Source organism: Pseudoalteromonas sp. S8-8 (assembly GCF_000497875.1).
Taxonomy (GTDB): Bacteria; Pseudomonadota; Gammaproteobacteria; order Enterobacterales; family Alteromonadaceae; genus Pseudoalteromonas; species Pseudoalteromonas arctica.
In genome coordinates this window covers 31623-46477 of sequence record NZ_AUTR01000039.1, presented here as the reverse complement: position 1 = coordinate 46477, position 14855 = coordinate 31623, and the positions used below count along the sequence as shown (strand labels likewise).

The 14855-nt window shown below is 39.0% G+C and carries 12 protein-coding genes; 5 read left to right on the top strand and 7 right to left on the bottom strand.

Annotated elements, in window-relative coordinates; translation table 11 throughout:
- Window positions 1-42 precede the first annotated feature (42 nt).
- Window positions 43-381 carry a Grx4 family monothiol glutaredoxin gene (locus L659_RS0113100; protein WP_004335359.1) on the bottom strand — a complete coding sequence of 113 codons (339 nt, stop codon included), beginning with the start codon at window positions 379-381 and terminating at the stop codon, window positions 43-45.
- Between the two features lie 266 nt (window positions 382-647).
- Between L659_RS0113100 and L659_RS0113095 the strand changes: the two genes are divergently transcribed.
- The 4 genes from L659_RS0113095 (at window position 648) to L659_RS0113080 (ending at window position 6211) form a co-directional block, all read left to right on the top strand.
- Complete coding sequence (locus L659_RS0113095; protein ID WP_002960323.1) at window positions 648-1229, top strand: superoxide dismutase; 582 nt, start codon at window positions 648-650, stop codon at window positions 1227-1229.
- A 210-nt stretch (window positions 1230-1439) separates the two neighbouring features.
- The gene (locus tag L659_RS0113090; RefSeq protein WP_024590829.1) at window positions 1440-3362 is read left to right on the top strand and encodes a PrkA family serine protein kinase; all 1923 of its coding nucleotides are present in this window, start codon (window positions 1440-1442) and stop codon (window positions 3360-3362) included.
- Window positions 3363-3393: 31 nt separating this feature from the next.
- Entirely contained in the window at window positions 3394-4677 is a 1284-nt protein-coding gene (locus tag L659_RS0113085; RefSeq protein ID WP_024590828.1) for a YeaH/YhbH family protein, read from the top strand.
- A 19-nt stretch (window positions 4678-4696) separates the two neighbouring features.
- Window positions 4697-6211 (top strand): SpoVR family protein, encoded by a 1515-nt coding sequence (locus L659_RS0113080; protein ID WP_024590827.1) that lies wholly within the window; start codon window positions 4697-4699, stop codon window positions 6209-6211.
- A 100-nt stretch (window positions 6212-6311) separates the two neighbouring features.
- Here L659_RS0113080 and L659_RS0113075 read toward each other — a convergent pair whose 3' ends face one another.
- Window positions 6312-7283, bottom strand: a complete 972-nt coding sequence (locus tag L659_RS0113075; RefSeq protein WP_024590826.1) for a sensor domain-containing diguanylate cyclase — start codon at window positions 7281-7283, stop codon at window positions 6312-6314.
- Between the two features lie 3 nt (window positions 7284-7286).
- Window positions 7287-8291, bottom strand: coding sequence for a response regulator (locus L659_RS0113070; protein WP_024590825.1), 1005 nt, complete (start codon window positions 8289-8291; stop codon window positions 7287-7289).
- Window positions 8292-8524: 233 nt separating this feature from the next.
- On the opposite strand from L659_RS0113070, the gene tpx reads away from it, so the two are divergent.
- Window positions 8525-9106 carry a thiol peroxidase gene (gene tpx, locus L659_RS0113065; RefSeq protein WP_024590824.1) on the top strand — a complete coding sequence of 194 codons (582 nt, stop codon included), beginning with the start codon at window positions 8525-8527 and terminating at the stop codon, window positions 9104-9106.
- An 88-nt stretch (window positions 9107-9194) separates the two neighbouring features.
- On the opposite strand, the gene adk is transcribed toward tpx, so the two are convergent.
- The 4 genes from adk to L659_RS0113045 form a co-directional block, all read right to left on the bottom strand.
- Window positions 9195-9839, bottom strand: coding sequence for an adenylate kinase (gene adk, locus L659_RS0113060; RefSeq protein WP_010553395.1), 645 nt, complete (start codon window positions 9837-9839; stop codon window positions 9195-9197).
- 188 nt (window positions 9840-10027) lie between these two features.
- Window positions 10028-11941: a molecular chaperone HtpG gene (htpG, locus tag L659_RS0113055; RefSeq protein ID WP_024590823.1), complete on the bottom strand. Its 1914-nt coding sequence runs from the start codon at window positions 11939-11941 to the stop codon at window positions 10028-10030.
- 118 nt (window positions 11942-12059) lie between these two features.
- Window positions 12060-12797 (bottom strand): RluA family pseudouridine synthase, encoded by a 738-nt coding sequence (locus tag L659_RS0113050; RefSeq protein WP_024590822.1) that lies wholly within the window; start codon window positions 12795-12797, stop codon window positions 12060-12062.
- Window positions 12798-12801: 4 nt separating this feature from the next.
- Window positions 12802-14703 carry an MFS transporter gene (locus L659_RS0113045; RefSeq protein ID WP_024590821.1) on the bottom strand — a complete coding sequence of 634 codons (1902 nt, stop codon included), beginning with the start codon at window positions 14701-14703 and terminating at the stop codon, window positions 12802-12804.
- Window positions 14704-14855 lie beyond the last annotated feature (152 nt).

Here is a 14855-nt window from a genome sequence, read left to right as displayed (position 1 = left end):
TTTAAAGAGCTTAATAACCTGATAGCAGGTTGAGTAATAAAATTACTCTGCGTCAGCTTCTTTATATTTAGCAGCAGTTTCTGTAATTAACGGCTGTAATTCACCGCGTTGAAACATTTCGATAATAATGTCACAACCACCAACTAACTCGCCATCTACCCAAAGTTGTGGGAATGTTGGCCAATTTGCGTATGCTGGAAGCTCAGCACGAATGTCTGGGTTAAGTAAAATATCAACGTATGCAAATGGTTCACCACATGACATTAACGCTTGCGATGCTTGTGAAGAAAAACCACAATTAGGTAATTTTGGTGACCCTTTCATGAAAAGGATTATTGGGTTTTCTGAAATTTGCTGTTTAATTTTATCAATGGTTTCCATCTACAACCTCAAAGTAACGATAGCTAAATATATTTAGGTCTTGAAAATAACTCATCGTGACCACAAATATATAACTTAATATGGGCAAATAAAGCCGCAATTGAAATAGTCTTTCGCAATAGCATTGCTGTTTGCTTAAACTTGAGTAAAATACTCAACAATTATAGTAACACTATATTACCGCTTGGTATAGGTAACTGCTCTGTTTCAACAGGCATTACGTATTACCAAATGGACTATCAACCAAAGAAGATGGAGATAAAAAAATGGCATTTGAACTACCGTCACTACCATATGCAATCGACGCACTTGAGCCACATATTTCAAAAGAAACACTAGAGTTTCACCATGGCAAACACCACAACACTTACGTGGTTAAGCTTAATGGTTTAATCCCTGGTACTGAGTTTGAAAACAAATCTCTAGAAGAGATCGTATGTTCATCAGAAGGCGGCGTATTTAACAACGCAGCACAAATCTGGAACCATACTTTTTACTGGAACAGCTTATCTCCAAACGGCGGCGGCGAGCCTACTGGCGCAGTTGCTGATGCAATCAACGCCAAATGGGGTTCTTTTGATGCGTTTAAAGATGCATTAAATGACAAAGCAGTAAATAACTTTGGTTCAAGCTGGACGTGGTTAGTTAAGCTTGCTGATGGTTCACTAGACATCGTTAATACATCTAACGCTGCTACACCATTAACTGATGATGGCGTTACTCCAATCCTTACAGTGGATTTATGGGAACACGCTTACTACATTGATTACCGTAACGTTCGTCCAGATTACCTTAAAGGTTTTTGGTCGCTTGTTAACTGGGAATTCGCGAACGCTAACTTCGCTTAATTAGCCTTTAAACGCTAATGTAAAAAAGACGCTTAGGCGTCTTTTTTTGTTTCTTGTTTATCACACCTAAGCGCCTCATCATTTAATAAAACACTTTTAGTAACATGATCTTTTTTCACTTAAATTTTTAATTTTATTGCACAAAAATACAAATTCGTGACTAGACTTTAAAAGGTAAGCACCTTTTTACAGCGGGTTTCGGAGGTTATTATGACGATTTTTGAGCATTACCAAGCACGATACGAAGCGGCACAGGAAGAAGAATACAGTATCGCTGAATTTCTTGAGATTTGTAAAACCGATAAGTCTGCCTACGCCAGCGCACCAGAACGCCTACTCATGGCAATTGGCGAACCAAACATTGTAGATACCGCAACGGATGCACGACTAAGCCGGTTATTTTCTAATAGAGTAGTTGCGCGCTACCCTGCCTTTGCTGATTTTTATGGTATGGAAGACGCCATTGAGCAAATAGTCTCTTATTTAAAACACGCCGCCCAAGGGCTTGAAGAATGCAAACAAGTGCTCTATTTACTTGGACCTGTTGGTGGGGGTAAATCATCCATTGCCGAAAAACTAAAATATTTAATGCAACAAGTGCCTATTTATTCAATTAAAGGCTCTCCGGTAAACGACCATCCTCTTGCATTATTTGACCCAATAGAGGACGCCGACGTACTTAAGCAAGAATACGGTATTAAACCGCGCTACTTAAAAACCATTATGTCGCCTTGGGCTGGCAAACGCTTAAAAGAGTTCAATGGTGATATTAGCCAGTTTAGAGTGGTTAAACGCTACCCTTCTATTTTAAACCAAATAGGCATTGCCAAAACCGAACCTGGAGATGAAAACAACCAAGATATTTCGGCGCTAGTGGGTAAGGTCGATATTCGCCAGCTTGAGCACTTTGCCCAAAACGATCCTGATGCATACGCCTACTCGGGCTCTTTATGTTTAGCTAACCAAGGGCTGATGGAATTTGTAGAAATGTTTAAAGCGCCTATTAAAGTGCTGCACCCTTTACTTACCGCAACCCAAGAAGGTAACTACAACGGCACAGAAGGCATTAGTGCCCTGCCTTTTAATGGCATGATCCTCGCTCACTCTAATGAATCTGAGTGGCAAACTTTTAAAAACAATAAAAACAACGAAGCATTTTTAGACCGTGTTTATATTGTAAAAGTACCTTATTGCTTACGTGTAACCGAAGAAATTAAAATTTACGACAAATTACTTGAGCACAGCGAGCTATACAACGCGCCATGCGCACCAGGTACACTTAAAACATTGGCGCAATTTACGACGCTATCACGTTTAAAAGATCCAGAAAATTCAAGTATCTATTCAAAAATGCGGGTATACGATGGCGAGACTCTAAAAGACACCGACCCTAAAGCAAAATCGTATCAAGAGTATCGTGATTACGCAGGTGTTGATGAAGGCATGACGGGGCTCTCTACTCGCTTTGCGTTTAAAATTTTATCCCGCGTGTTTAACTTTGATACCACTGAGGTTGCTGCAAATCCGGTGCACTTATTTTATGTACTTGAGCAACAAATAGAGCGCGAACAATTTTCAAGCGAAATAGAAGAGCGTTATTTAAGCTTTTTAAAAGGCTATTTAATTCCGCAATATGTAGAGTTTATAGGTAAAGAACTGCAAACCGCCTATTTAGAATCGTATTCAGAATACGGACAAAACATTTTTGACCGTTATGTTATTTATGCAGACTTTTGGATACAAGACCAAGAATATCGCGACCCTGATACGGGACAACTATTTGACCGCGAGGCACTTAATGCCGAACTTGAAAAAATAGAAAAGCCAGCAGGTATTTCTAACCCTAAAGATTTCCGTAATGAAATAGTGAACTTTGTATTGCGTGCCCGTGCGCATAACAACGGTAAAAACCCACTATGGACAAGCTACGAAAAACTACGCACGGTGATTGAGAAAAAAATGTTCTCTAATACCGAAGATTTGCTCCCTGTTATTTCGTTTAATACTAAAACGTCTGCAGAGGATCAGCAAAAGCACGAAGACTTTGTGAACCGTATGGTCGAAAAAGGCTATACACAAAAACAAGTTCGCTTGCTTTCTGAGTGGTATTTACGGGTTAGAAAATCGCAATAACCTTCATAGTCGTAGTATATAGGAGGTCAATATGGCGCATTTTATAGATAGGCGTTTAAACGGTAAAAACAAAAGTACGCTTAATCGCCAGCGCTTTATTAGGCGCTATAAAAAGCAAATTAAAGAAGCGGTTTCAGATGCGATTAACAAGCGCAGCGTTACAGATTCAAGCTCTGGTGAGAGTATTTCTATTCCACAACGCGATATCAGCGAACCTACATTTCATCAAGGGCAAGGCGGGAATAGAGAACAAATTCACCCTGGTAACGATCAGTTTTCTACAGGTGATAAAATTGAGCGCCCTACAGGCGGACAAAGCGGCGGGGCCGGTGAAGGTGACGCCAGCGATTCGGGCGAAGGGCAAGATGAATTTGTATTTTCGATATCAAAAGATGAATACCTTGATTTACTGTTTGAAGATTTAGAACTTCCTAACTTACAAGAGAACCAGCTTGATAAGTTAGTGCAAATGAAAACCCACCGCGCAGGTTTTTGTAGCGATGGCATGCCAAGTAATATTGATATTGTCCGCTCATTACAAGGCTCGCTTGCACGGCGTGTTGCCATGAGTGCAGGTAAAAAACGCCGTTTAAAAGAGTTCGAAGAACAACTTGCTCTGCTGCTTGCTGGTCCACATAACGATAAAGCAGCAATTGCTTTATTACAAAAAGAAATTGCAGCATTAAAACTACAAATTAAATCGGTCCCGTTTATTGATAACTACGATTTACGTTTTCGTAATTACGAAAAGCGCCCTCACCCCACCAGCAAAGCCGTGATGTTTTGTATTATGGATGTGTCAGGCTCAATGGATCAGCCAACAAAAGACATGGCAAAGCGTTTTTATATTTTGCTCTATCTATTTTTAACGCGCAGCTATAAAGACATAGACGTTGTTTATATTCGCCACCACACACAAGCAAAAGAAGTAGACGAGCAAGAGTTTTTTTATTCCCAAGAAACTGGCGGCACTATTGTTTCAAGCGCTCTTAAATTAATGAACGAAATAATAAAAGAGCGTTACCACGCAAATGAGTGGAATGTATACGCCGCACAAGCCTCTGATGGCGATAACTGGGCGGACGACACCCCGCAGTGTGGTGAAATTTTGCGTAATAAGCTCTTAAGCGCAGTACGCTATTTTGCTTATATTGAAATAACCACTCGTGCCCATCAAAGCCTATGGCGCGAATATGAATCCATAACACACAGCCATAATAATTTCGCTATACAGCATATTCAAAGCGTTGAAGATATTTACCCAATTTTCAGGGAGCTATTTAAAAAAGGTCGTCAACAGCAAAACTCTGCATAGCCTAAAGCGAGGTAGCATTATGAATGATAAACGAATGAGTGATGGCCCAGATTGGACCTTTGATTTATTAGATGAATATCAAGGTGAAATTGCCCGTGTTGCAGCTCACTACAGGTTAGACACATACCCTAATCAAATTGAAGTGATAACCGCAGAGCAAATGATGGATGCTTATTCAAGCGTTGGTATGCCTATTGGCTACAGTCATTGGTCTTACGGTAAGAAATTCATCCAAACAGAGCAAAATTATAAGCGCGGACAAATGGGTCTCGCTTACGAAATAGTGATAAATTCGGACCCTTGTATTGCGTACTTAATGGAAGAAAACACCCTACCTATGCAAGCGCTTGTAATGGCACATGCATGTTACGGACATAACTCATTTTTTAAAGGTAATTACTTATTTAAAACCTGGACCGATGCTGGCTCAATTATTGATTACTTGGTATTTGCTAAAAACTACATAAGCCGCTGTGAAGAAAAGCACGGTATTACACAAGTCGAAGCCCTACTCGACTCATGTCATGCCTTAATGAATTACGGAGTGGATCGCTACAAACGTCCACAACAAATATCGCTATTTGAAGAGCAAAAACGCCAACAAGAGCGTGAAGACTACCTTCAATCGCAAGTAAACGAATTATGGCGAACTATTCCTGAGCAACAGCAAGAAACCAAAAAGAAAGTACGCCATTTTCCTTCTGAACCCCAAGAAAATATTTTGTATTTTATTGAAAAAAATGCCCCATTACTCGACTCTTGGCAACGTGAAGTTATACGTATTGTTCGTAAAATTTCGCAATACTTTTACCCACAAAAGCAAACTCAAGTAATGAACGAAGGTTGGGCAACTTTTTGGCATTACACCATCCTTAATCACTTATATGATGAGGGAAAACTCACCGACTCTTTCATGTTAGAGTTTTTACAAAGCCATACCAACGTAGTTTATCAGCCACCTTATAACAGTAAGTATTATTCAGGTATCAACCCATATGCTTTAGGCTTTAATATGATGGTTGATATTCGCAGAATATGTGAGCACCCAACTGAAGAAGATAAACGCTGGTTCCCTGAATATGCAGGCAGTAATTGGCTAGATACACTGCATTTTGCAATGGAAAACTTTAAAGATGAGAGTTTTATTAGCCAGTTTTTATCGCCTAAGTTAATTCGTGATTTTAAATTATTTACTATTATTGACCATACTAATAACCCCCATTTAGAAATTGGCGCAATACATAACGACAATGGCTATAAAGCAGTAAGAGAAGCGCTCTCAGCGCAGTACAACTTGAGTAATCATGAGCCCAACATTCAAGTATATGACGTTGATATTAGAGGTGACCGTTCACTAACCCTACGCTATGTACCCCATAACAACATTCCTTTAGCAAACTCGCACAAAGAAGTGCTTAAGCATCTTTACAGATTATGGGGCTTTAAAGTAAAACTAGAGCAAGAGTCAAATTCTGGTGAGGTTTCAATGATTGGTCAATGCCCAATAGATGACTCTAGACACACAACAGAATAATGAAGGGCAATAAAATTTTCATACTGATTGGGTTTGCTCAGCAGATCGTAAAAAAATACACTATTATTTAACCCTAAATTCTGGATATAAAAAATGACGCTTAAGCGTCATTTTTTATATCTTCGTAGGCTATTACTTTATTTCGCCCTGTATTTTTAGATTGGTACAGTGCTTTATCTGCAGCCTCTATCCAGCGCTCATGATTTTTAAAATCATTACTCCTACCAGCCAGCCCTATACTTACCGTCATTGTTATTTCAAAGTGTTTATACTTCACAGGGTTAGTTTCAATCAACACCCTTAAACGCTCAGCAAACACAAAAGCGCCTTCTTTATCTGTATCAAGTAATGTCACTGCAAACTCTTCACCGCCATAACGCCCTGCAACATCAGTTTCGCGCAGCGTCGTACGTAGTAAGTTAGATAAATGACGAAGCGATTCATCACCACAGCTATGGCCATATTCATCATTTATTTTTTTAAAGTGATCAATATCAAACATTAATAATGTGCTACAGCCACCACTTCGCTTAACTCTTAAAAACTCTTGGCGTAGCGTACCTTCCCAGTGTCCACGGTTTGCAAGCTGCGTTAAGCTATCTGTTTGACTTACTTGTTCTAATTTTTTGTTTAACTCTTCAAGCTCTTTTTTATTTACCGCGACATCTGTTACATCATACAAAATAATACAAATATGGCTAACTTCGCCCATCGTATTTGTAAGAGGGATAAATGTCGCATTTTGATACATGTAATCAGCTTTACCAGTAATAGGTCGATAATTTTTAAACCTAAAAATGTATGGCTGCTGCTCCCAAATCGTAAAAGAGCGGTTTTTTAAAACAAAAACCGATTCTGATTTACTTCTAAACCATTTTTCGTCTATTGCTGGAAATAAATCAAATAGGTCTTTATCTTTTACTGCGCTTGGTAGAAGCCCTGAATGGTTTTCCATAAAACCATTCCATACACACACCTTATAATCTCTATCAAGTACTACAAGGCCTACATCAACGGTATTAAACATATCCATAAGCCAATGGATCTCATTCATTTCTAAATCTGCAGCCATAACTTAATCTTCTAATAGGTAAGCAACTTTATACTTCAAAGTTTTAAGTGAATCTTCAGTAAATAACAGCATGAGGTCGCAATTTATATCATGGTTTTCAATACCGTAACTAATCTCTATAGCAAGGGTGCGTTGCCAACGTGACTTGTTTGATTTAACCAGCTCAGACACATCTCTGTGTTGGCCAAGTACTATTGGGTGCCCTTGGCTAAATGACATATCGAGCTGTTTTGAAAGACCCGTTAAAATAGCGCCTATCAAAATATTACTAATATCCATAAGCAGCTCAAGTTCAACTTTATCGTTTAACTCGCCGTCATAATTCATCAAAGAAGCTATTTCTTTAAAGCTTGAATCATTTAAAAGTAATAGCGCCTCGCCCGAAATACCACCGCCAATAAAGCCCTGGCACACACCCGATGTAGCTGCGTTATTATCTATAGACTGCAGCGCCATATCGAGTTCATTAACTTCCAAAATATTCACATTAGGAATTGGTAGCTCTACAAATACATTAAGAAGACGTGCAAGTAAATCCCCAGCCTGCCCCATAGCAACGTTAGTTAGCTCTTGGTATATATCCCGAACATCAGGGTCGACTTGCTCTCCTAGCGAATGAGAGAGACGTTCACGCATGGCTTTGTCTTTAATTCCATGGTGTTCAATTATGCTGGCTAGTTTTTCGGGGGAACATGGTTTTTGAATAAAATCGATAGCACCCAGTTCAAGCACTCTTTGATGTGCACTTGGCTGTATATCACCAGAGACAACAACAGTGAGTATATTTAGCCCCTGTTCTTTCATAGCGATTAATACTTCATACCCATCCATTTCAGGCATGTTTAAATCGAGAAAAAGTATTTCTGGTTCAATTAACTTTATTTGCTTTATGCAATCAACGCCGTCGAGTGCAAATTCAACTTTAATATCCCAATCTTCAGGTAATGAACGAGCTAGCTGACGCCTAGCTAATTTTGAGTCATCACATATTAGTACCGATGTTGACATATTATCTCTCTGTTTCTAAACCAGTAATGAGCATTAAAATCATTTTATGATGGTTTTTATTTTTATTATTGAAGATATATTTTGTAACTTCATGTTAATCAAAGTTTAGCACAGTTACAATTTTTATATTGCAGAACTAATCCCAACTTCATCAGAGCGGTATAATCTCTTGGTTACTATAGCGCAGTATAATACACTGACGCCCATTGCGTTAATTTAAAAGGAAATACCTTATGTTACGTTCACTTACCTTTGCTTTGAGCGCATTTTGCTCTGTGGCTATTGCAGCCGATTACCCAGAAAACACGCTAGACATAGGAAAAGTATCTGCACAAGGCAAACCAGTCACTTTATTAGGCAAAGGGATCTCTGTTGGAGATAGCGCGCCAAATTTCAAAGTAGTTGATGACAACTTCATCCCTGTAACGCTTGAGGATTACAAAGGCCAAGCTGTATTGATAAGTGTAGTGCCAAGTCTTGATACAGGTATTTGCAGCCTGCAAACTAAGCACTTTAATGAAAAAGTAGCCTCGCAATTTCCAAGTGTTGCAATGCTAACAATTAGTGCTGATTTACCATTTGCTCAAAAGCGTTTTTGCAAAGCTGAAAATATCGATAAAATCACTACGTTATCAGATTCTGTTTGGCGCGATTTTGGCCAAAAATACGGATTGATTATTAAAGATATGGGCTTATTAACGCGAACTGTATTTATTTTAGATGAAAGCCATAACGTCATTTATAAACAATTAGTTAGTAGCCTTTCAACTGAACCAGAATACAGCAGCGTAATTGAGAAACTTAAAACGCTTTAAAGCCGATTAAATAGCAATGATTAAGCAATGCTAAACAGCCTTCAAACAAAAAACCGCCAATTGGCGGTTTTTTAATATGCTTTTATATTTAACCTAAAAGCTCACCAAGTTGTGAACTTACAGCTTCAACAGCTTGTGTACCATCTAGTTTGTGGTATTGAGTATTACCAGCAGCAGCTTCTGCTTGGTAGTAATCAACTAATGGCATGGTTTGCTCGTGGTAAATACCTAAACGTTTACGTACTGTTTCTTCAGTATCATCAGCGCGAACAATTAAGTCTTCCCCAGTTTCGTTGTCTTTACCTTCCACTTTTGGTGGATTATATACAATATGGTAAACACGACCAGAACCAGGATGAACGCGACGTCCGCCCATACGTTCAACAATCACTTCGTCAGCCACGTCAAATTCAATAACGTGATCAACCACTACGCCATTTTCTTTCATCGCATCAGCTTGAGGAATTGTGCGTGGGAAGCCATCAAGTAAAAAACCTTTCTCACAATCAGCTTTAGTAATACGCTCTTTTACCAAACCAATAATAATATCGTCAGAAATTAGTTGACCAGCATCCATTACTTTTTTTGCTTCTAAGCCTAATGGCGTGCCCTCTTTAATTGCTGCACGTAACATGTCGCCAGTAGAAATTTGTGGAATACCGTATTTGTCCATTAAAAACTGAGCTTGAGTACCTTTACCTGCACCCGGCGCGCCCAAAAGAATAATGCGCATATTATTGTCCCCTAGTATGGATATTTATTTTAAAGCCTGAATTCTTCCACAAGCGCCGCCGATACTCAAGCAACTTATACTAATTGATGAGTTGTTGATGTATTTACAGCGCATTAAAAAAGGGAACATACGTTCCCTTTTATTCAAAGTATATAATTTATACTTTTATTAACTAAATAGTTAACTGACTACTTGCTTAGTTCAAGCATTAGTTTGTTTAGGCGAGTAACAAACCCAGTTGGATCTTTAAGTGTACCGCGCTCTGCAAGTAATGCTTGGTCTAATAAAACATGTGACCACTGTGAAAATTTATCTTCATCTTGTTCGTCATTCAAATGCTTAACAAGTTGATGCTCTGGGTTTAGCTCAAACACAGGTTTTGCTTCTGGTGCTGTTTGACCAACAGATTCCATTAGCTTTTGCATTTGTGAGCTCATGTCGTTGTCGTCACTTACAACACATGCTGGAGAATCTGTTAGGCGGTGCGTAAAGCGCACTTCTTTAACGTCATCACCTAGTGCTGTTTTAATACGTTCAACAAGGCCAGCCATCTCTTTTTCAGACTCTTCTTGTGCTTTTTTAGTTTCTTCGTCGTCCAGCTTACCTAGATCTAGATCACCACGTGTGATTGACTGTAGTTGCTTATCAGCAAATTCAGTTAAGTGGCTCATCATCCACTCGTCAACACGGTCACTTAGTAACAATACTTCAATCCCTTTTTTGCGGAAAATCTCTAAATGAGGAGAATTTTTCGCAGAAGTGAATGTATCAGCTACTACATAGTAAATTTTGTCTTGGCCTTCGTTCATACGTTCAACATATTGCTCAAGCGACACATCTTGCGTTTCTGAATCAGTATGAGTAGAAGAAAAGCGTAATAACTTACATACGGCTTCTTTATTTGCCGCATCTTCAGCTGGGCCTTCTTTCATTACTTGGCCAAACTCATTCCAAAATACTTGGTAATCGTCAGCTTTGTTTTTAGCCATACGCTCAAGCATTTTAATAATGCGCGATGTACACCCTTTACGAATAGCTTGCGTTACTTTGTTGTCTTGTAGAATCTCGCGAGATACGTTTAGAGGTAAATCGTTTGAATCTAGTAACCCTTTTACAAAGCGAAGGTAGCTTGGCATGAACTGCTCAGCATCATCCATTACAAATACACGTTGTACGTAAAGTTTTAAGCCACTTTGACGTTCACGGTTCCATAAATCGAAAGGTGCTTTTTTAGGGATGTATAAAAGGCTCGTGTATTCAGTTTTACCCTCAACCTTATTATGTGCCCAGCTAAGTGGATCTTCCCAGTCGTGGCTTACGTGCTTGTAAAACTCTTTGTATTCTTCATCAGAAAGCTCTGACTTATCACGCGTCCACAATGCAGTTGCACGGTTAATGCTTTCCCACTCACCTGGTACTGCTGGAATTTTTTCGCCGTCTTCGCCTTCAGACTCTGGTACTTCTGCTTTAAACATTTGTACAGGTGTTGAAATATGGTCTGAGTATTTTGTAACAATGCCACGTAAGCGGTAATCGTCAGCAAATTCTTTTTCTTCATCACGAAGATGTAAAATAATGTCGGTACCACGGCCTTCTTTTTCAATTTCTTGAAGCGTGTATTCGCCTTCACCTTGAGATTCCCACTCGTAAGCGGTTGTTTCACCGGCTTTACGTGTACGAACAGTTACTAAATCAGCAACAATAAATGCTGAGTAAAAACCAACACCAAATTGACCAATTAATTGTGAATCTTTACTTTGATCACCCGTTAAGTTTTTGAAAAACTCAGCAGTACCCGACTTTGCAATAGTACCTAGCGAGCTAATTACTTCATCGCGTGTCATACCAATACCATTATCAGAAATGGTAATTGTATTTGCTTCTTTATCTGCGCTAATACGTACACGTAAATCGGCATCACCTTGGTAAAGGTCGCCTTGAGATAGCGCTAAAAAGCGTAACTTGTCTGCCGCATCTGATGCGTTTGACACAAGTTCGCGTAAAAATATTTCTTTATTAGAATAAAGAGAATGAATCATTAAGTTTAATAATTGTTTTACTTCTGTTTGAAAGCCTAATGTTTCTTTTTGTGCTGCAGTCATTTATATATCTCCAATTTGCAAAGTGTCTGCGTTATGCACTTAATATGGGGTGAGGTGTTAGAACTTCAAGGGAAAAATCAAAAAAAGGTGAAACGAAAAAATAGAATATCTCGTTTATCTAAAATGGGTGCGGACAATTAATATGAATCTTTTCACCTGTTGTTGGATGTTCAAAATATAAATCGCTGGCATGTAATTGTAAGCGTCCTGCCATGTACTCACTTTGCGCACTTTTATATAAATCACAGCCTAAAATTGGGTGCCCTATAAACTGGCTATGTATTCGTAATTGATGAGTACGTCCGGTAACGGGCGTAAATTGCACTAAGGTTCTGCACGGCTGTTTAAGCCGCTCAAGCACACTGTATTCACTCACCGCTACTTTACCCGTCGTTTGGCAAATTTTAACTCGCGGAAAAAGCAGTTTATCTTTTGCTATTGGCGCAGTAATTTCCCCCTCATCAACAGCTAAGCTACCCTCTAATATGGCTACATAACGCTTTTGGATAGTACGCGCCTGAAACTGTTTATTAAGATGCTTTGATGCTTTGGCGTTTAATCCAACAATCATAATGCCCGATGTACCCAAATCTAACCGATGCGGTAACTTAGCCTCAGCAAATGCGGCTGTTAACCCTTTTTGACCATGTACTAAACGGTAATGTACTGAGTCCCAGTTAAGCGGATTCTTACCAGACAAACTTAATAACCCACTGGGTTTATTGATCAGTAAAATATCATCATCTTGATATAATATTTCAATAAACCCGTCGCACTTAGGCGCGACAAAGTCATCAACAATCCTTTGTGGTTCTGAAGGTGTTTGCGATGTTGAGTTAGCCATTAAGTTAATCATTAAATTAGTCAATATCTTTTGAATGAAGTGCTTTTAAAGCCAATACTTGCTCACGTAAATCGTCTGCTACTACTTTGTCAGCGGCAATCGGGGTACCTACTGCAACCGACACCAAAGACCATTTTAATCGTGGTAGTTGCCACTTAGCTTTTCGGCTAAACATACTTCCCCACAAGCCCCCTAAATGCACAGGAATAACGGGCACAGGTGAGCGCTCAATAATGCGCTCGATTCCACGGCGAAAAATATCGATAGAGCCGTCACTGGTTAGTTTTCCTTCAGGGAAAATACCAACAAGTTCGCCTTTATTAAGCGCAGCAGCCACTTCGTCAAACGCTTTTTTAAACGCTTCTGGATTGGTTTTTTCACTGTTAATGGGAATAGCTTTGGCCATTTTAAATAACCAATGTAGGGCTGGCGAATAATAAATAGGGGCAAATACCATAAATCGGATAGGCCTTGGTGATGCTGCTAAAATAAACATCCAATCGACAAAGCTCACGTGATTACACACTATAACGGCAGCGCCTTCATCTGGAATATTACTTTCACCTTTTGTACGCACTCTGTACATACAAATAGCTAAAATATATATAATAAATCGTAAAAAGAACTCTGGTACTTTGGTATAAATATAAACAGATATAAGCAAGTTTAGCCCAGCAAGTAACAGTAGCAACTCTGAAATACTCCACTGAAAAACAGACAGCGTTACAATACTTAAAACAGCACTGCCCACCATAAACAGTGCATTTAATACATTGTTAGCCGCTATAACTCGTGAGCGACTCGACTCTTCAGTACGCTGTTGAATAAGCGCATACAGCGGTACAGTGTAAAAACCAGAGCCAATACCAATGCCCGCCATCCATACAAAATGCCACACCATGTCGCCTGTTTTTAATAACTGCTCAAGCGTTAATAATTCAAGGTTTTGAGGTGAATAAGAGCTAATAGCTGGCTCTTGGCTCAGTAAGTATAAAAACAAGGTAATTAAAATAGCGCCAAAAGGCACAATTCCTAATTCTATTCGAGAGCGAGAAAGCTTTTCACATAATAACGAACCAATAGCAATACTTAGTGAAAACACAACAAGCGCACTGGTTACCACCAATTCATCGCCGCCCATTGTGTGTTTTACATAATTTGGTAGGGACGTTAAAACAATTGCGCCAATTAACCAAAACCAACTAATCCCAAGCACTGACTTACCAACCGATTCTGTTTGCGAATTAAGTGCTGAAAATACGTTTTTCGTGGATGAAAATATATTATAGGTAAATTTTAAGTTAGGCTCGTTTGCCTCACTAATGGGTATAAAGCGACTGCTCACATAACCCATAACAGCCAGTACTAACACGGCAATACTTATAAGCGTAGGCCCTACTGATTGAGTAATATAATAGGTGCCAAAAATTGTACCAATTAATATTGCTACAAACGTGCCTGATTCAACCAAGCCATTCGCTTTTGTTAATTCGTTAGGGGCTACGTGCTGCGGTAAAATAGAGTATTTTAATGGACCAAAAAACGTACTTTGTACGCCCATTAAAAACACGGTGGCTAACATCAGCCAAACATACTGCGTTAAAATAGAGACAGCCCCTACAACCATAATAGGGATTTCACATAGCTTTACGATTCTGATTAGTTTGGATTTTTCTGTTTTTTCAGCTAGCTGCCCCGCCATCCCTGAAAATAAAAAGAAAGGTAGGATAAATAACCCAGCAGCAATATTTGAATAAAGTGCGCCATCAGCAAGCGTTGCAGCCTGGAATATCAATAAAATAAGCACTGATTGCTTATACACGTTATCGTTTATCGCTGAGAAAAACTGCGTAATAAAAAGCGGTAAAAAACGCTTACTACCCAGTAATGTACCTTGGTAGGGGTGATTATCTTTCATTGTATTCCTTACTAATTAGAGACATAGCCCAAAAATATATTATACCAATTTGTTTAATTAAATGATCTATTTTGAGGGCGGAAAAACGTGTTGATAGCTAGGCAAAAAATTCGCTATTTAGTTGTTCTAAATGAGAATTTTTTAACGCAGGT

Bases quoted from the DNA above. Each gene is read 5' to 3' on its own strand.
- L659_RS0113100 (WP_004335359.1), bottom strand. From the start codon at position 381: ATGGAAACCATTGATAAAATTAAACAGCAAATTTCAGAAAACCCAATA.
- L659_RS0113095 (WP_002960323.1), top strand. From the start codon at position 648: ATGGCATTTGAACTACCGTCACTACCATATGCAATCGACGCACTTGAG.
- L659_RS0113090 (WP_024590829.1), top strand. From the start codon at position 1,440: ATGACGATTTTTGAGCATTACCAAGCACGATACGAAGCGGCACAGGAA.
- L659_RS0113085 (WP_024590828.1), top strand. From the start codon at position 3,394: ATGGCGCATTTTATAGATAGGCGTTTAAACGGTAAAAACAAAAGTACG.
- L659_RS0113080 (WP_024590827.1), top strand. From the start codon at position 4,697: ATGAATGATAAACGAATGAGTGATGGCCCAGATTGGACCTTTGATTTA.
- L659_RS0113075 (WP_024590826.1), bottom strand. From the start codon at position 7,283: ATGGCTGCAGATTTAGAAATGAATGAGATCCATTGGCTTATGGATATG.
- L659_RS0113070 (WP_024590825.1), bottom strand. From the start codon at position 8,291: ATGTCAACATCGGTACTAATATGTGATGACTCAAAATTAGCTAGGCGT.
- tpx (WP_024590824.1), top strand. From the start codon at position 8,525: ATGTTACGTTCACTTACCTTTGCTTTGAGCGCATTTTGCTCTGTGGCT.
- adk (WP_010553395.1), bottom strand. From the start codon at position 9,839: ATGCGCATTATTCTTTTGGGCGCGCCGGGTGCAGGTAAAGGTACTCAA.
- htpG (WP_024590823.1), bottom strand. From the start codon at position 11,941: ATGACTGCAGCACAAAAAGAAACATTAGGCTTTCAAACAGAAGTAAAA.
- L659_RS0113050 (WP_024590822.1), bottom strand. From the start codon at position 12,797: ATGATTAACTTAATGGCTAACTCAACATCGCAAACACCTTCAGAACCA.
- L659_RS0113045 (WP_024590821.1), bottom strand. From the start codon at position 14,703: ATGAAAGATAATCACCCCTACCAAGGTACATTACTGGGTAGTAAGCGT.